Annotated in this window: 16 protein-coding genes; 11 read left to right on the plus strand and 5 right to left on the minus strand. The window is 44.0% G+C overall.

Translation table 11 applies throughout. The annotated features are described in order from the left end of the window. Positions 1-5: 5 nt before the first annotated feature. Positions 6-923 carry a M15 family metallopeptidase gene (locus tag GC093_RS07280; RefSeq protein WP_171651206.1) on the plus strand — a complete coding sequence of 306 codons (918 nt, stop codon included), beginning with the start codon at positions 6-8 and terminating at the stop codon, positions 921-923. A gap of 57 nt (positions 924-980) precedes the next feature. Here the strand turns inward: GC093_RS07280 and GC093_RS07285 are convergent, their stop codons facing one another. Further along, entirely contained in the window at positions 981-1982 is a 1002-nt protein-coding gene (locus GC093_RS07285) for a DoxX family membrane protein (RefSeq protein WP_171651207.1), read from the minus strand. Positions 1983-2165: 183 nt separating this feature from the next. Beyond that, on the minus strand, positions 2166-2771 hold the full coding sequence (locus tag GC093_RS07290; protein WP_171651208.1) for a metalloregulator ArsR/SmtB family transcription factor: 606 nt from the start codon (positions 2769-2771) through the stop codon (positions 2166-2168). A gap of 211 nt (positions 2772-2982) precedes the next feature. Here GC093_RS07290 and GC093_RS07295 point away from each other — a divergent pair, with 211 nt between their 5' ends. Next, the gene (locus GC093_RS07295) at positions 2983-3219 is read left to right on the plus strand and encodes a DUF6953 family protein (RefSeq protein WP_171651209.1); all 237 of its coding nucleotides are present in this window, start codon (positions 2983-2985) and stop codon (positions 3217-3219) included. Positions 3220-3231: 12 nt separating this feature from the next. Here GC093_RS07295 and map read toward each other — a convergent pair whose 3' ends face one another. The 3 genes from map to GC093_RS07310 form a co-directional block, all read right to left on the minus strand. After that, positions 3232-3981: a type I methionyl aminopeptidase gene (map, locus tag GC093_RS07300; RefSeq protein WP_171651210.1), complete on the minus strand. Its 750-nt coding sequence runs from the start codon at positions 3979-3981 to the stop codon at positions 3232-3234. Between the two features lie 3 nt (positions 3982-3984). Further along, a complete protein-coding gene (locus GC093_RS07305; protein ID WP_171651211.1) occupies positions 3985-4593 on the minus strand; it encodes a TetR/AcrR family transcriptional regulator in 609 nt (202 codons plus the stop codon). Between the two features lie 136 nt (positions 4594-4729). Next, entirely contained in the window at positions 4730-5662 is a 933-nt protein-coding gene (locus GC093_RS07310) for a hypothetical protein (RefSeq protein WP_171651212.1), read from the minus strand. Between the two features lie 176 nt (positions 5663-5838). Between GC093_RS07310 and GC093_RS07315 the strand changes: the two genes are divergently transcribed. The 9 genes from GC093_RS07315 to GC093_RS07355 all read left to right on the plus strand — a co-directional run bounded on the left by GC093_RS07315 (position 5839) and on the right by GC093_RS07355 (position 17155). Next, entirely contained in the window at positions 5839-6972 is a 1134-nt protein-coding gene (locus tag GC093_RS07315; protein ID WP_171651213.1) for a phosphotransferase, read from the plus strand. 259 nt (positions 6973-7231) lie between these two features. Continuing rightward, complete coding sequence (locus GC093_RS07320; RefSeq protein ID WP_171651214.1) at positions 7232-7909, plus strand: response regulator transcription factor; 678 nt, start codon at positions 7232-7234, stop codon at positions 7907-7909. A 3-nt stretch (positions 7910-7912) separates the two neighbouring features. Then, complete coding sequence (locus tag GC093_RS07325) at positions 7913-9328, plus strand: sensor histidine kinase (RefSeq protein ID WP_171651215.1); 1416 nt, start codon at positions 7913-7915, stop codon at positions 9326-9328. A gap of 61 nt (positions 9329-9389) precedes the next feature. Next, positions 9390-10172 (plus strand): DUF3919 family protein, encoded by a 783-nt coding sequence (locus tag GC093_RS07330; RefSeq protein WP_171651216.1) that lies wholly within the window; start codon positions 9390-9392, stop codon positions 10170-10172. A 27-nt stretch (positions 10173-10199) separates the two neighbouring features. Further along, complete coding sequence (locus GC093_RS07335; protein WP_171651217.1) at positions 10200-11234, plus strand: ABC transporter substrate-binding protein; 1035 nt, start codon at positions 10200-10202, stop codon at positions 11232-11234. 84 nt (positions 11235-11318) lie between these two features. Then, a complete protein-coding gene (locus GC093_RS07340) occupies positions 11319-12974 on the plus strand; it encodes an ABC transporter permease (RefSeq protein WP_171651218.1) in 1656 nt (551 codons plus the stop codon). 18 nt (positions 12975-12992) lie between these two features. Beyond that, on the plus strand, positions 12993-14075 hold the full coding sequence (locus GC093_RS07345; RefSeq protein WP_171651219.1) for an ABC transporter ATP-binding protein: 1083 nt from the start codon (positions 12993-12995) through the stop codon (positions 14073-14075). A 159-nt stretch (positions 14076-14234) separates the two neighbouring features. Beyond that, positions 14235-15245, plus strand: coding sequence for an extracellular solute-binding protein (locus tag GC093_RS07350; protein WP_171651220.1), 1011 nt, complete (start codon positions 14235-14237; stop codon positions 15243-15245). A 260-nt stretch (positions 15246-15505) separates the two neighbouring features. Continuing rightward, complete coding sequence (locus tag GC093_RS07355; RefSeq protein WP_171651221.1) at positions 15506-17155, plus strand: extracellular solute-binding protein; 1650 nt, start codon at positions 15506-15508, stop codon at positions 17153-17155. The last annotated feature ends 21 nt before the right edge of the window (positions 17156-17176 follow it).

Consider the following 17176-nt stretch of genomic DNA (forward strand, 5'->3'; position numbering starts at 1 on the left):
GATTCATGAAATTATTTGTTAACTTAAAACCAGCAGCGGTTTTGCTCCTAGCAGGAATCGTTATTATATCTGCCGCAGGCTGTGGCAGCGATTCAAAAGCTCCGTCAACAGTCGATAGCGATGCACCTAAGACAGCTGTGGATCCAGCCAAAAATTCTGGAGCTCCACAGCCGGGTCAAACCGATCCATCCGCAAAAGTCGGTTCATCGACACCTTCGACACCCCCGACATCCGGTACAGTAGATCCTGCCAAGCCATCAACGCCGCCAAGTACCACTACGCAGAAGCCAGCAGATTCTGGCTCAAAGGGCCAGGCCAAGGCTATCGAAGTTGTGGCTAATCCTACAGATAAAGCCGTACTTGTGAACAAAGCCTACAAATTGCCTGAAGGCTATGTGCCGCAGGATTTGGTTGACCCTAATGTTCCTTTTATTTTCAAGGAAAAGTCAGAAAAACGCAAATTGCGTAAGGAAGCAGCTGCCGCATTAGAGAAGCTATTTAAAGCAGCCAGTGACGATAAGCTGCCTTTGTCGGGCGTTTCAGCGTACCGATCCCATGAAACCCAGAAAACCATCTATGCGAATTATGTTAAGAAGGACGGTGAGGAAGCAGCAAATAAGTACAGCGCCAAGCCGGGACAAAGTGAGCATGAGACAGGTCTGGCTATCGATGTCTCTGGTACAACGGGAAAATGTGCTGCTTCTGATTGCTTCGCAGCTACCAAAGAAGCCAAATGGCTGGATGAGCACGCGGCAGAATACGGCTTCATCATCCGTTATCCGAAGGGGAAAGAGTCCATCACCGGCTACCAGTATGAGCCATGGCATTTGCGATATGTAGGCACAGAGATATCCAAGGACATTGCCAAGCGGGGTGTGACATTGGAGGAATATCTAGGGCAAGCGACTCCTGTGAATAAATAACCAAATAAGACCGCGATCCTCAGAGGATACACGGTCTTATTTCTAATTAAATAACAATTAAGCAAAACGATAATAAATCAAAATAAATGCCGACAGGACAAATATAAAATTAAGGGATACAAACACCATTTGATCGAGCTTGGTTTTATGCATTTTGATAGGAGGCTTGTAGAAGCTGACGCCTTCGATAATGAAGATAAGCAGAACGACATGAATCATGAAATGTCCAACCAATTCGGTCATCCCGAACAGCATAGTGGTTGAAATGAAAATACCGGTAAGCACTAAGGAAAGCAGTCGGTTCAGTATGCCTACAACAAGCAGGTAGCCCACAACGAATTCGATAAACGCCGCCATCACTACAAAGGCTTCAGGTGCAAAGCCGAAGGTCGGTACACCATGCTCATGTATAATGTCGATAGCCAGAGCAGGATAGACCCATTTTTCCACCGCAACCCAACAGAGCGATAATCCGGTTCCTAGGTAGAGGAAGGGAAAGCCTAGCGCTGCTGCCCTCGTTTTCTCCACAAGCAAAGCGAAAGCTATAGCCAGATAGAAGCCATAATCCAACATATGGAACAAACCAGCTTTTATCGTCAAATCGATTAATAAGTATAAAATGACAAGCGCCCCTGCTTTTGTAGCAAAATGATGGGGAATAAGTAATAGTAGGATAGCCGCCCACATTAGGATTGTTTGGAGCTGAGATTGGATCGTAAATTCAGGCACGAAGAGAGAGCCGGACAGCACTTGAATCGTTAGTGCGGCTGCCATTCCGTATTTAAGAATAAGGGTCGAATATTTGCGCAGTTGGTCCAATTTGTTGTCAGCTGCTTGTAAGAACTTGATTTCATTCAGTACCGGCAATATTTGTGCTAATAAAGCAAGCAGTAAGGCTACAATAAGTGCAAGGAACATAAACAATGGAGATATGATACTGGTTATACTCTCCTTATGAGGAGTTAGCTCGGTGAACCATTTTACGTGTGCTTCTGCCGTCAAAGGTCCAGCAATTAAGGCTGCAGCGCTTATCAGGAGAAAAGCAATCAAAGCTCTCAAAGGTATCTCCCTTTCATAAAATTATTTTGGTTATCACTCATAAACATCAGCCTCCTTCACAGATTCAAGAAACTTACGTCCATGCTCCGCCATATGTGATAGGAAGGATTGGTTAACTTCTCCAGTTGTGTGGATATAGTATGTTTTTTATTTCGTTTTGTCAAATTTGCAAGAACGACTCCGTCACGATAATGACTCCCATCTAGCCCACATTTCTTGCGGGTTTAGCTCATAAATTTCATTTTCCCTGAACATAAATTGATGCATAATAAATTCTCGGCGTAGGGTCGCAAAATCACCATGGAATTTCTTAATGAATTCATTGAGCTCTTGTTCTGTATATTTCTTTCCTTTTTCCAATTGGGAAACCAGATGCTCCAGTACGATAAGCTTTTTCTTGAGCTGTGCGGGTACATGCTTTAATGAGCCATCTGATGTGAAAAAGTTTCTAATAACGGAGTCCATAAGTCGTTTGTTTTTATCATCCAAGAGATGGGAACCTCCCTCTGAATTTGCTTGCTTATAGATCAAATCTACCGCTGCGTGAGCGTTATTCTTAATAAAGTAATGATTTAGGGTAAAGTAAATGGTGTTTTTGTCTCTGCGCTCATTAATGAGACTGGCTTCTCGCAGCTTGGCCGCATGATGGGTAATGGTAGCGGGAGAGAGGCATAATTTCTCGGCTAGGACTTGACCGTTAAGCTCTCCCTCGGAAAGTAGAATCAGCATTCTTATCCTAGTTGGATCTGCCAGTGCTTTATGGTAATTCACCACTTTATCTAACTGCATGGATTCACACACGCCTCCGTTTCCTAGTTCACTGAAAACTAATTTAATAAATATCTAATTAGATAATAATAAAATTTCTATATATTGTCAATCCAATGGAGTTTCATTTTTAGCGTTGCAATATTGGGACATAGCCCTAAAATTAGTCAGAGTAACGACAAATAGGGTATACTTGGTTTGTGCTTGCATCATAAATGGAGGAGCGATAAGAATGGAATTTTCAGCGGATGATGTTGCCGGATGGATGATAGAGGAAGTGAAGTTTGCCGGAATCCTGTACCAAAGTGACGCAGTGGAACGTATTAAAGCTAAATTTGGCGAAAACTTTATTTATGTGAATGAAAATGGAAATCCGTCCATATCCAAGGATGTTAAAAAAATATTTAAGAAGCTGCATGGCGGAAGAGTAGCTTGGGATAGGGACGGATTCTTTTGGGGCTGGACTTAATTTCTTGCGGTCTTATTCTTGTTCCGTCAAAATAATCGGACCGTCTGCTGTAATAGCTATAGTATGTTCGTATTGTGCGGATAATCGGCCATCGGCTGTTCTTGCCGTCCAGTTATCGGAATCAATAGTCATTTCATAAGTACCTTGGTTAAGCATAGGCTCAATGGTAATAACCATACCTTCTTTGAGCCTGAAGCCTTTCCCAGGTTTGCCGGTGTGTGGGAAGTTAGGCTCCTCATGCACGGACCTTCCAACCCCATGAGCTAATAGATCACGAACTACAGAATAGCCGTTACGTTCGGCATGCTGCTGTAATGCGTACATCGCATCCCCGATTCGATTGCCAACTACCGAGTGCTCAATCCCAATGTAGAGGCATTCTTTGGTTACTTCCATAAGGCGCTTCGCTTCTTGAGAAACATCTCCTACGGTATAGCACCAAGCTGAATCACCCACCCAGCCATCAGCAATTGCGACAATATCGATCTTAGCGATGTCACCGTTCTTCAAAGGGACTTTGCTCGGAAAACCATGGGCAATGACATCATTGACAGATGCGCAGGTTGCGAATTGATAGCCCATAAAGCCTTTGGTGAATTGGCTTCCTCCCATTTCCGTAATTCTTTTCTCAACGTAATCGTTAATTTCTAGGGTAGTAATTCCTGGTTTAATCATATTAGCAATTTCTTTATGACAGGCCGCAACAATTTGCCCGGCTTTTTTCATTTGTTGAATTTCGTCATGCGTTTTAAGAGTGATCATATGTCATACCTCCAAAATTCCTTTTATCAATACATCTGCTGTAAAATTAGCGTCAAATCGTTGGTTGTCATGTCCGGAATAAATGCTGTAAGCCCCAATTAATGCACCCAGCAGCGTGTTTGCAGTCCGATGAGGATCGAGCTTGTCGGATAGCTCCTGCAAGCTTATGGCTTTTTGAATTAGAACCACTACAGGCATATAAATAAATTCCTCGAACCGATTGTTGTATACATGCTGAATGTCCGGTTCAAACATCGAAAAGTTCTCTGAAGCCTTCTTGTAAATGGCAAAAGCCGCCCGGCTCTTCGTCCAGCTGTCCGGTAAGCATCGCAGATAAGTATGCAGCAGGGAGAGGGGAGACTGTGGCGCATTAAGTTGTTTCGCTGTTTCTTCCGCGGCGCTAAACCCGGATTCCATAATATCGTGGATCAGCAGGTGCTTGTTATTGTAATAATGATAGACCGTTCCATAGCCTAATTGGGCTGCCTGGGCAACATCTCGAATGTCCAAGCTCATGCCGTTTCTTATAAAAAGTAATTCAGCCGTTTCAATAATTTGCAGCTTTCTGCGCTCTCTGATTTCATCGTTTTGTTCCTTGGTTCGGGGAGACAAGGGTTTCACCGCCTTTTTTTATTTAGACCTGCAATAATGTCGATAATAAAATAATACAGAAGTTCGGGGACGATTTCAAGCCTCGCTGACAAAAGAAAGCAGCTTCCGTAGTTTTAATAACCTACTGGAAGCTGTTTTAGATGCTAATAAGTCGGTCCAAACCAATGGCACTAATCATCATTCTTTCCTTTTTATTGCCTAGCAGTTTCTGAGACCAATCAACGAAACCACCGTCACCGATATTCAGTTCCTGTCCGTTTATAGTAACAGCGATAGTAAATTGGAGTCCTTTATAGTATTGATTATGATTTTCATCCTTGTTTACTACAACGGTAATTGCTGAAGCAGCTTCTTGGAGGTGTTCGCTCAGTCTTTGTACGAGCCCTTCACTGTCCTTATAACCGTCACGGCGGTTTAATTTTACGGTTACATCGGTATGAAATAAAGACGAAAAAATGCTTTGATAAATCATGATATGTTCCAAAAGAGTCTGTTTTTCAAATGAATAGGAGCCTTTGTCTTTTCCGGAAGTCACCATGCAGTATAAATGGAAATGCGGCAGTAATCCAGGTCTATTAAAATTTTGGGCCCTTACATGCCGATGTGTGGTGCTGAATTTTATAGGATCTTCATCGTTAGCTGCTTTTTTTCCTTTTAATAAATCACATATGTGTAAGGCTAATAGATTGGTGGCGTCGGCAACCACTTCGGTACCTCTTAAGGCAGATATGATTTTATTCTGATCTGAGGTTGCGACTACAGAGCAAGAGCCTAGTGGAGCTACGGGTGACAGTTGGATGGCACGATAGGAGGCTTGTTGTGCGATTCTAAGCATATGAAGCTCCAGCCGCTTAAGGGCAAGAGGATCCACTTCCGCAGGCTGAACGAATCGGTTCTCCGAATAAGCTTTCAGCAGATCCGCATACGAAGAATCCATGGTTCGTTGTCTGAACAGTTCAAGCAATAAGGTGTTTAAGTCTGATAAGGAAAGCTTTTTCCTGATTACATCTAATAGCTCATGACTTCCCAGCTCGTCTAAAATGCGCTTTATTGCTTTACTTGGATTCATGTCATTCACACGCTCCTTTTTTTCAATAGTATATCAGGATGTTCATTTGTGCAGCACTTTTTGCGACGGATTTGTCAGAAAGTAAAATATTAAAGAGACACTGCAATATCCATTTTGTGTTAGACTATTGGCAACAAAATTTTAACTGGACGGTGATAGCAATGGGGAGTCACGGATTGAATATCAGTGTTAGTGAGGTCAAGCTGATAGATATTGTACAAAAAATGATGTCAAATTATTATCTCAAGCTGGGCAAATGGTCGTGTAGCCGTATAGCTTGGAAAGCCTCCAATTATGTGACGGGAGGGTTGTATCGAGTTGCAGGAACGGCTTGGAGTAACGAAGAGGCTGTTCATTGGTCGCTTATTTTGAAGGTTGTTGTTCCTGCTATTCAAGCAGATGATCCGCAGCATTACAATTATTGGAAGAGGGAAGTGTTAGCTTATCAATCGGGAATTCTCGAGCAGCTGCCAGAGATGATTAGGGCACCAAGATGCTTGGCTGTGGAGGAACAAGATGATCACACGATATGGCTATGGCTTGAGGAGGTAACCGATCGCATTGGAGCTGAATGGACTGGGCAGCAGTATGAAGAAGTGGTTCGTCTGCTTGGAAGGTTCAATGGTGCTTACCTATGCGGAGTGCCCTTGCCAGATGAGGCGTGGTTATGTAAAGGCTGGCTGGCTTCCTGGGTAGAAGAGTGCGATAAATATGACGATAGGTCGGTTCTTAATGAAGAGGCTTGGGAAATACCGATACTTAAGGGCTTATTTCCCACGAACATAGTTCGGCGCTATAAAGAGTTCTATCGAACAAGGGGACTTTTGCTTAAAGGCTTGCAGAGATTGCCTAGAGTGCTGACACATAATGATGCATGGCCCCCGAACTTGTTTCCTCAAGGAAAGGACAGCCTTATTGCAATTGATTGGGCATTTGTTGGTATCGCGGGGCTTGGAGAGGAGCTGGGAAGGCTGTATGGCTTGCTTTTACATAGTAGTGTCGATACAGCCGCAGCCGTCGCTACAAGGAATGATTTTCTGAATAGACTTTTGGACTCCTATATAGCAGGTATCCGGGAAGCTGGATGGGACGGAGATTCGGATTGGGTTCGTTTTGGTTTTACAGCTTCAGCCGGAATGCGGTGCGGTATGGTTATTCCCAAATTGATCGAGCAGATTAATAAAAAGAAGGATGAAGAGCTGCTTACGGATGAAATGAAGGCGCGCTGCAATATCGCAGTCCATCTGCTGGAGCTGGCAGAAGAGGCGAGTCTTTTGCTGCCGAAAATACTGGGAGGTCGTAGAAGTTGAAGGTGCATCATCTGATGTTAGTGAACTCCGAGCATGCCGTGAATTTTTGATTATGGTAAGAGCAGTAGTAATGCTATGCTTGTGAAACCAAGGCTTGTTTTTAGTCATATGCCACTTTGTGGTAAAGAACTGCTATCCCATCGATAAGGGGATTATCTGTTTGGTTGCAAATAAAGATTACCTCTGGTATTCTTCGATAAAATTTTGTACAGTCAGATACATAAAGAAAAGCCTCCTGTTTAGGAAAGGATGTCCCCGAATGAATATATTAATTATTGAAGACGATCCCAGCATCCAAATGCTGCTTAAGCTAAGCTTAGAGGTTGAAGGCTTTCACTCCACGGTCGCGGGTACAGGAGCGGCAGGCATGGAGGCGCTTGGCAATCAGCAGCAGCCCATAGATCTGATTTTACTTGATTTGATGCTGCCAGACCGTTCAGGATTTGAGTTATTGCAAGCACTGCAGCAGCAATATAAAACAATCCCCGTAATCGTTCTGACTGCGAAGAATGAGATGAATGATAAAATTCTCGGCTTTCAGCTCGGTGCCGACGATTATTTGACCAAGCCTTTTGAGACGCGGGAGCTTATCCTTCGTGTTCGGGCGGTCATGAGACGGATGAAAGCAGAGTCAGCCCCCTTGTCGGAGACGATTCAAATCGGGTTGATAGAAATTGATAAAAGGGAGCGCTCCCTGCTTGTAGCGGGCACGCATGTCAAAACGACTAGCAAAGAGTTCGATTTCATGTGGCTGCTGTGCACCAATCCGAAAAAAGTGTTCACACGCGAGCAAATATTAGATCAAGTATGGGGCTTTGAGTATTATGGCCAGACGCGTTCCGTTGACATGATGGTTAACCGGTTGCGAGAAAAAATGAAGCCTAATGACCATTTGGTAGCAACCGTACACGGCACAGGCTATAAGCTGGAGGTATAAGCTATGGGTCTGCGCAATAAGCTGTTTCTCCAGCATACGGTGACCATTATCATGCTGCTTACAGCTATGTATTTTATCGTTAATTATACGCTTAGCAAAAGCATGATTGAACGCGATACCCAAACCTTAAGCCAATATTTTGCGCTGCACCGGATTGAGGCTTTAAAAATTGTAAATGATAAAAAGATAAATATAGAGCAGTTATTTTCAGGTGCTTATGCCCCGCTTATAGCTTCCCATCTGGCCGCGAATAGTAATTTCCAGGTACAGCTATTTGCTTTGGATGGAACAATTGTCGGAAATAGCGGTGATAAGGAAAATTTGCTCAAGCGCAGCGATATCGAGACGGTTCTCACAGGTCAGACGGCGACCGTCATTACGGAAGCGGCGGATACTCAATATTTAATTTACTCGGCACCTTTCTGGTATGAGGGCAAGATTGTAGGCGGATTTCGATATTTATTGGATCTGAACCAGCACGTGCAGACGCAAACGCAGATGCGGTATTGGTTTATCGGAGTGGCTTTGGTCTGTTTATTGATCTCACTATTGGCAAGCTACTCTTTCTTTTCTATCCTGATGAAGCCATTGCAGGATTTGCAGCAGGCGCTTAGGCTTGTATCCATCGGTAATTTCAGCAAAAAAATCGTCGTTAACAGTCATGATGAAGTGAGGGAGCTGGCAGCCGATTTTAATCATATGTCTGATGCGCTTCAGCAGCATATTGAACTGCTTCACTATGAGCAAGGCAAGCAAAAGACCTTTTATGACAACATGACGCATGAGCTGAAGACTCCGTTGACCTCGATCATCGGTTTTTCCGATTTGATTGCCAAGATGGATCAGTTGGATGATATCAGGACCTGTAATATCTATATTCGCAAAGAAAGCGACCGTCTATTAAATATGGTTGAGGACCTTTTGCAAACCTCTCTTAAAGGGAATGAAGCTTGGCGCGTTAAGCTGGAACAGGTTGACCTAGCCTCGATACTTACAGACAGCCTGCGAATACTGGAGCCTACTATTCAAAAGTCGTCTATCATCACAACCCTTCAAGCTGAACCTTGCGAGGTTTATTTAGATCCGAAGCTTACACAACAGGTGTTGTTTAATGTGATTGATAACGCTATTAGACATGGGGAATGTACGCACCTGCATATTTCGTTGGAATCCTATGAGGGACAAGGCCAAGTACGGATTGTCGATAACGGCAAGGGCATTGCAGAACAGGCCAGACAAACCTTGTTTCTTCCCTCTGAATATAAACAAGACCGTATAATTTCAGCGCAATCCCACGGGCTGGGTTTGCCATTGTGCAAGCAATTTATGGAGCTGCAGGGCGGCAGCATCCTCATCATAAGCCAAGAGGGAAAAGGAACGGAAGTGCAGCTCCGATTCAATACATCTCCTTCTTTGTAAGCGCTGTTACAAAATTGATACAAACCTATGATTTTTTTGAGATAAAAGGAGGGTAAAGTAAATGCCAGAGGGAAAGAAAGGGCTTTCATGGTTTCGTCTCATTCTACTGCAAGTCATTGTTGGCTGTATCTTAGTTGGCATTTGCGCTTATTCATTCCGAATTCCTTATGATGAAGTGCATGTTGTGCCTCCACAGGATGGCCGCGATATGTTTGCCGGTGTTCCAATGCGCGTCGATGTTACTTACCCTGGATTAGGTACAATCTCGATCGATGATCCAAAGGAGCTGCTGAAATTGAAATCTTCGTTTTCCGGGCTATTGGCTTTAGGAAAGCAGCAGAACTCAATCAAGCCACCCCGCCTCTTGCTTTCAGGGGTCATGGCCTATTTGGATCAAGAAGACATTCCGTTTCAAATCGAGACGAATGCGTTTCGCTTCGGTCAGGATTCGGTCAATTCACTTAATGTAAGCGCTGATATTCGCAAGCTTCAAAGCACGCTTATCGATAAAACGCTAACTTCAGCTACGGTTGGAGCAGCCATTGGCGATAATCGCAACGATGTATTTGCTTTGCAAAACGGCGAAATTACGGTTCTTTCAGGAGTAGAAAGGGCAGGGCTTACCGCGCAGGTACAATCGGCAGTCCGTGTGATTGATTTTAGTCATTTCGATGGTCTGGCCCAGCAGCCTGACACACATTATGTCATACAGCTGGCGGATGATCGAGCGGTTAAGAAGCATTGGATTCACGTGGATCAGTATAGCAACGCTTACATTGTCGTTTTTGATTTATTGGATGAGACCAATCAAAGAGCTTATTTCAAACTCAACAACGCCTCATAAACAAATTTTGAAGGGACGGTTGATGAAATGGCTAGAAAGAAAAGCAATAGCTCGGTCATGATTTTATCGGTAATTGTAGTTGTGCTAGTGGCAGGATTCTTTATGTACAAATCAGGAGTGTTCGGTGGCAAGGTACAGGGGAAAGTTACCGTTTATTCGATATTCCAAGAGGAAGAAGCGCGTATGCTTCTTGAAAAGTTTAAAGCGGAAACGGGCATTGATTACGATGTTTTACGCTTACCGAGTGGTGAGGCAGTCTCACGTGTACAGAATGAAATGGGTAAGCCGCAAGCTGACTTTTTGATGGGCGGTCCGGCAGATTCGCATGAGGTATTGAAGAAAGCTGGGGCATTGGAAGCTTACATCTCCCCTAATGCGTCTGATATTCCTGACAATATGAAGGATAAAGATGGAGCTTGGACCGGGTTTTATCTGAATCCGATTGCAATTGGTATTAATGAGAAGCGTTGGAAGGAAAAGTACGGAACAGCCGCATATCCGCAAACCTTTAAAGAATTGCTTGATCCTAAATTTAAAGGCGAGATCGGGATGTCTGACCCTGCTACATCAGGTACGTCCTACACGGCCGTTGCCTCACTTGCACAAGTTTGGGGTAAGGATGAAATGTTGAAATACATGACCCAGCTGCTTCCAAACCTGAAGGAAAGACCGAAATCCGGCATAGAGCCGATCCAAAAAGCGGGTAAAGGCGAATACACGATCGGAATTACCTTCCTGGGCGACCAGATTAAAGTAAAAAACCAAGGCAATCCTATTGTCAGTATCGTTCCCGAAGCAGCAGGATATGAAGTAGGCGGTCTGGCAATTGTAAAAAATGGTCCTAATACGGCTGCTGCCAAAAAGCTGATGGATTACATGCTAACTAAAGAACCAGGTATGATTTATACACAGTCGGCATATTCAGTTTCCGTTAAGCCTTCCGTGCCGATTCCACAGGGCGGAGTAGATATCAAAACAACCAAATATAACAAAACTTATAGCTTATGGACAGCTGCTGAACAAAGAAAAGCGCTGCAGGATGCATTGAAGGATTTGAAATAAGTTGAGCCAATGGGGTATTGCAGGCACAATAAGGACCGGCAATACCCCTAATGGAACAAGAAGAAAGGTGGTAGTTCTCCCCCTATGAAAGAGAAAAGTGGCATCGGGGAGTCGCTCGGCAGGCTCGTCAAGGATCCTTCTTCACTCATGCTCGTGTTGATTTGTTTTGCGGTTTTACTTCTATTTGTTATTTATCCGTTGGTGTTCGTCATTTTTATACCGACTGGCGGAGATTGGGGTACATTTTTTAGCAAAAGCCGTTATGGAACAGCACTCATGAATACTATTGTCAGCTCCTCTCTGTCAGCGATTACGGCAACGATATTTGGTTTTATATATGCGTATGCGATTAATTACAGCAACATCGTAGGTAAGCGTTTTTTCCGATTTATTGCTTTTTTACCACTGTTAGCTCCTTCGGTGATGAGTGGTTTGGCGTTCCTGCTGTTGTTCGGCCGGGGCGGATCAGTATCCCAATGGATGAAGGCATGGTTCGATGTTGAGCTTGATTTATATGGGCTTCCCGGTCTATGGATTGTACAGACCATTTCCTATTTCCCACTTGCTTACATGACCATTACCGGCGTACTGCGTTCGATTTCTCCGAATTTGGAGATTGCAGCGCAAAATCTGGGCGCAAGAGGCTTCAAGCTGTTTCGTACTATTACCTTTAAGCTGGCCCTGCCCGGAGTCATTAACGCCTTCTTGCTCGTAGCTATTAACTGCTTTGCTGATTTTGGCAATCCGAAGCTGATTGGCGGCAACTATTCCCTATTAGCTGTTGAAATTTATGGTGAAATCATTAATAACCAGCCTGGACTTGCTTCTGTTATGGGTATTATTCTGGTCATTCCAGCTCTGCTCGTGTTTGTTCTTCAGAACAAAATTATGTCCAAGGGCTCCTATTCGACCATTACAGGTAAGCCTGTGTCTGGGTTGAATCGGATTACGACCTCAAGAAAAACGAATATCCTGCTATTTTCATTCAATAGTTTAATATCCCTATTCATCATAGCGATGTTCGCGATTACTATCTTGTTCGCTTTTACGAAAAATTTCGGAAGAGACAATACCTTTACGCTGGATCACATCATGAAAGTTGTATTTAATCCGTCCAGTCCTGCGGTGCTTAACAGCTTGGTATTATCTTTAATCAGCTCTTTGTTGGCCGTTGCTTTTGCGTTGGTGCTGGCTTATGTCGTTGTGCGCAAGCCTTTTCCAGGCAAAAGATTACTCGACTTTACCGCTGTGCTGCCTATTGCTTTACCGGGTACTTTCGTAGGGCTTGCTCTGATTGTTGCCTTTAGCTCCGGTCCGATCATTCTGCAGGGCTCTGCTATATTGATTATTGTAGCGATGCTGCTCAAGCAGATGCCTGTCGGGTACCGTGGGTTGACCGCATCATTCAAGCAGGTGGATAAATCCATCGAGGAGGCAGCAACGAACCTTGGCGCCGATAGCCGCAAGACGCTGACGACCATCGTTTTCCCCATGCTGCAAAAGACGATCGTAGCTAATTTTGTCTATGCTTTTATGAAAAATATGAATACGTTAAGCACCATCGTTTTCCTCATTACGCCTCAATGGGTTGTCGCAGCTGTATCCATTTTTAATTATGCAGAGACCGGCACTTATTATTGGGCTGCTGCGGTAGCTGTTGGACTGATGGGAGCTACGCTGGGGACACTGGGTATAATGAAGTTGATTTTTGGCAACAAAGTGAAAATCTTTGATTTCTAGATGCAGGGAGTGGTCGTAATGGGCACACAGGTGCTGCTTGATCTTAAGAACGTGAATAAGGTGTTTGGTTCCAATCACGTTCTCAAAAATATTGATTTGCAGATTGAAGCAGGTAAGTTTATTACTTTCTTAGGGCCGAGCGGCTGCGGAAAGACGACCCTGCTTCGTTCAATCGCAGGCTTTTACACGGTAGATGAGGGAGAAATCTGGATTGACGGGAAGCTTGTGAACGATTTGCCTCCTTACAAACGGGGAACCCCCATGGTGTTTCAAGAGTATGCTCTGTTTCCTCATATGACGGTGTTCGATAATGTCGCTTACGGCTTGGATATTCAGAAGCGCCCGGAAGCAGAGATACAGGATCGGGTCAAAGCAGCATTGGCCAAAGTGAAGCTGACCGGCTTGGAGGAGCGCTATCCGCATGAGATGTCTGGTGGACAGCAGCAGCGTGTAGCGATGGCGCGAGCTATCGTTATGGACTCTCCAATCATATTGTTGGATGAGCCGCTAAGTAATTTGGACGCCAAGCTGCGGGAAGAGGTACGGGTCGAGCTTCGGAATATTCAGCTTGATCTTGGTTTAACCGTCATTTACGTGACCCATGATCAGCTGGAAGCTTTGTCGATGTCGGATCAGATTGTTGTTTTTAATAAAGGTGTTATTGATCAGCACGGTACGCCGCATGAAATATATTATAAGCCGAGTACCCAATATGTGGCTGACTTTATTGGGACAACGAATTTTGTTGATGCTGTCACTGCGCATATAGAAGGGGATCGTGTGACTTTGAAATATGGCAGTAACAGTGATACCGTGATCGTAACTACCAACGAGCAGCTAACGGTTGGGGAGCAGGTGCTGTTAAGCATCCGCCCGGAATCGATGCGTATCAATCAGCAGCCCGATCCAGGTGATTTTATAACCAACGGCGTTGTCAAATCGTCTATGTTTCTAGGGGAGAAAGAACGGTATTTCCTAGCTGGCGATGAGGGTAAGGAATGGATTGTCGATGCGTATGACATAGGTCAGACTTCGTTTCAAGGTATAGTGAAGATACGGGCCGCAGCCGATAAAATTCATTTGATTAAAGTTGCTAAGTAAAATAAAATAAGCAGACACTATAATTAGGAGTGTCAAAAAAGGAAAACAGCGGTTTTCCTTTTTTGGCCTTGATCCAAGTACGCAAACTTGAAGGATGGGGAAGCAAAGTCATTCATCCATGGCTATTCTCGGCTATTTATGCAGTAGGAGGCGGTTGGTATGTGGAAGAAAGGTATCGTTATTCTGATTTTGGCAGCAGTGGCGTTCCTGGGCTACTCCCTTTACTCAGGGAAAACAAGCAGCCAGCCGCTTAAAGTATATGTTATATTTCAGGAAGACGAAGGCCGCATTTTGCTGGAAAAGTTTAAAAAGAAGGCCAATCAGCCGTATGAAATGATTCGTATGTCCAGTGGGGAAGCAAGCTACCATCTGCTGAATATAGAGAAAACAGGGATTGATGTGGTGCTAGGCGGTCCGGCTGACCTCCACGAGCAATTGAAAAATAAGGGGAAATCCGTTCATTATACCTCTTACATGGCTAATGAAATATCTGCGCAGTACAAGGATAAGGAAGGCTATTGGACAGGTATGTATATGGGTGCGCTAGCCATTGGCGTTAATCAAACGGTATGGCGGCAAGACCCGCAATTGGCTTCCTTACCGCTGCCTCAGAAGTATGAAGATTTATTGCGTCCTGAATTAAAAGGTAAAATAGAAATCCCTGACCCGGAAACCTCAGGAACAGGCTACACACTGCTTGCTTCACTTGCGCAGCAGCGTGGTGAGGACGAAGCTATTCGATTGATGCAAGCACTCAAGAAGCAGAGCTCATCGACCACTTTTGCAGGGATTACCACTGCACAACGTCTAGCCGTTGGGGATGTGGCAGCGGTAGTGAACTTCCTCGGTGATCAGCTTCGTTTTAAAAATTCAGGCTACGACATCAACTCTTATATCCCTCCGCAGGCAGGCTGGGAGATTGGTGCTGTGTCCATATTGAAGAGTGGGAACAATACGACGGCGGCCCAAAAGTTCGTTGATTTTGTTTTATCCAAAGAGGCACAGACCGAATACATGAATACCGCCTTCTCATTCCCTGTTCTTCCTAACATTCCGGTTAATCCGCTGCTAACTCCTGTTAAGCTGGAAAATCTGCTCGTAACTTACCGATTTGATATCGCCGCTCGCCATCGCGAGCAATTATTGAATAGTTGGCGCTTAGTCAAGTAACAGCAGTAGCACTGCAATATAACATCCTGAAAATGGTAAAAAGCAGACATTGTAAGAGAAACCAATCTAACGATACCTCGTGATGATTTCGGTTTTTCTCACAAAAATGTCTGCTTTTTTTTATGTTTATTTTGGGATAAAGGTAGTAAACTTACTCTAATTTCAACTAGACCTAACTAAAATCAATGGAAATTAGGGGGAATTGAATAAGAATCGGATGTCAGTTTCTGCTAACGCAAAAACTTTAAGGAGGCCAAAAAGTGAAAGCCAACAAATCCGCATCTAAAGGAATCATGGCCGCACTGCTTGCATGTTTACTGGTTGTAACAACTGCTTGCACAAGCAATTCAGGACCTGCGACAACAGAAAAACCAACTAATAATAAGGGATCGGAACCAAACAATCTGCCTATCGCGAAGGGAGACGTGACCTTAAAGATATACGTTGATTTCGGCGGGTCGGCTAAACAAGTCTTGAAATCGTTAGGCGAGCATTCCGTTGTTAAAAAGCTAAGTAAAGACACAGGCTTGAAATTTGAATTTATTCACCCGCCTGAGGGCGATGATGGAACCTTTTTTAATACAACACTTGCTTCCGGTCAATACCCTGACTTGTTCTACGTAAGTAATTTTAATAATTACCCGGGTGGCGCGGAAGGTGCCATGAAAGACAAGATTATACTCAATATCGATAGCTTGATTAGCCAATATGCTCCCAATTTTCTGAAGATGGTTAAAGATAAAGGCGGCGATACAGAGAAATGGATCCGAGGCGATGGCGGTGCCATCACCAAGTTCGGGACGATGTTCTTACCTCCATTTGTTGATGCAAGAATACATAATGGGCTTGTAGTGAGAAAGGATTTGCTCGAAAAGTATGGCTTAAAGGCTCCGGAAACGCTTGAGGATTATACCAATGTGTTAAGGACTTTTAAGCAAAAGGGCATAGAGGTACCTTTGGCGCTACCCGCTTTCAAAGAAACGGCTGTTGGACAAGTAAACCCGATTGCCAGCGCTTTCGGAGTATCTATTAATGATTTCCAGCTGGAGGACAACGGCAATAAAGTTATTTATTCGAGAACGGATCCGAGATTTAAAGAGTTTTTGACCTTTATGAACGGTTGGGTCAAAGAAGGCTTGATTGACCGGGATTTTATAAGCAGAAATACGACGGATGCCAACAAGCTGTTCTATAATGGGCGCGCTGGCATGACCTTTATGCATAATGCCTCCACCAAGCAAGCACTTGCCGTTGGTACACTACAGGATCCGAAATATGATGTGCAGGGGATCTTATATCCAAGAAAGGAAAAGGGAGGCGAGCTTCATTTATCACGGCAAGCCTTATCGGTGAATCCCTTTGCCTGGTATGTATCGGCGACAAGCAAGCATCCTAAGGAAGCTGTTAAGCTGATTGATTATTTGCATACACAGGAGGCACAGCTGTTAACGGCGTGGGGAGTAGGAGATCAAGAATTCCCGACGTTTGAAGTAGATAAAAATGGAAAGCGCCAATTTACAGATTTTATGAATAAAAACCCGAAGATGGATTTCCCTACAGCAAGATCGGTTTATACCGCAGGTGCGTTTCAGGTGATGTACGATGATGAGATGGAAAGACAGCAATATAATATTTCGCAAAATCTGCAAATTTGGGAAGCATGGGCAACGAAAAATGATAACAAGCAGAAGATGCCGCATGTAATGAGCTTGTCTGTAGAGGAATCGAAAGAATTTACAGGCATCATGAACAAAATCAATAACTATGCGGATGAGATGGTTTACAAATTCATTTTAGGCGAAGTGCCGCTTGATCAATTTGACGCTTTCGTAGCAAACATTAAAAAGCTGGGCAGCGATAGAGCCGTTGAACTTCAGCAGCAAGCTTATAAACGGTTCAAATCGAGATAAATGCCTGTACGTTGAAGGGAG

The organism is Paenibacillus foliorum (genome assembly GCF_013141765.1).
GTDB classification, from domain to species: Bacteria; Bacillota; Bacilli; order Paenibacillales; family NBRC-103111; genus Paenibacillus_S; species Paenibacillus_S foliorum.

What these genes read in the sequence shown, in the direction of transcription:
- GC093_RS07280 (WP_171651206.1), top strand. Translation starts at nt 6, where the DNA reads ATGAAATTATTTGTTAACTTAAAACCAGCAGCGGTTTTGCTCCTAGCA.
- GC093_RS07290 (WP_171651208.1), bottom strand. Translation starts at nt 2,771, where the DNA reads ATGCAGTTAGATAAAGTGGTGAATTACCATAAAGCACTGGCAGATCCA.
- GC093_RS07295 (WP_171651209.1), top strand. Translation starts at nt 2,983, where the DNA reads ATGGAATTTTCAGCGGATGATGTTGCCGGATGGATGATAGAGGAAGTG.
- map (WP_171651210.1), bottom strand. Translation starts at nt 3,981, where the DNA reads ATGATCACTCTTAAAACGCATGACGAAATTCAACAAATGAAAAAAGCC.
- GC093_RS07310 (WP_171651212.1), bottom strand. Translation starts at nt 5,662, where the DNA reads ATGAATCCAAGTAAAGCAATAAAGCGCATTTTAGACGAGCTGGGAAGT.
- GC093_RS07320 (WP_171651214.1), top strand. Translation starts at nt 7,232, where the DNA reads ATGAATATATTAATTATTGAAGACGATCCCAGCATCCAAATGCTGCTT.
- GC093_RS07325 (WP_171651215.1), top strand. Translation starts at nt 7,913, where the DNA reads ATGGGTCTGCGCAATAAGCTGTTTCTCCAGCATACGGTGACCATTATC.
- GC093_RS07330 (WP_171651216.1), top strand. Translation starts at nt 9,390, where the DNA reads ATGCCAGAGGGAAAGAAAGGGCTTTCATGGTTTCGTCTCATTCTACTG.
- GC093_RS07335 (WP_171651217.1), top strand. Translation starts at nt 10,200, where the DNA reads ATGGCTAGAAAGAAAAGCAATAGCTCGGTCATGATTTTATCGGTAATT.
- GC093_RS07340 (WP_171651218.1), top strand. Translation starts at nt 11,319, where the DNA reads ATGAAAGAGAAAAGTGGCATCGGGGAGTCGCTCGGCAGGCTCGTCAAG.
- GC093_RS07345 (WP_171651219.1), top strand. Translation starts at nt 12,993, where the DNA reads ATGGGCACACAGGTGCTGCTTGATCTTAAGAACGTGAATAAGGTGTTT.
- GC093_RS07350 (WP_171651220.1), top strand. Translation starts at nt 14,235, where the DNA reads ATGTGGAAGAAAGGTATCGTTATTCTGATTTTGGCAGCAGTGGCGTTC.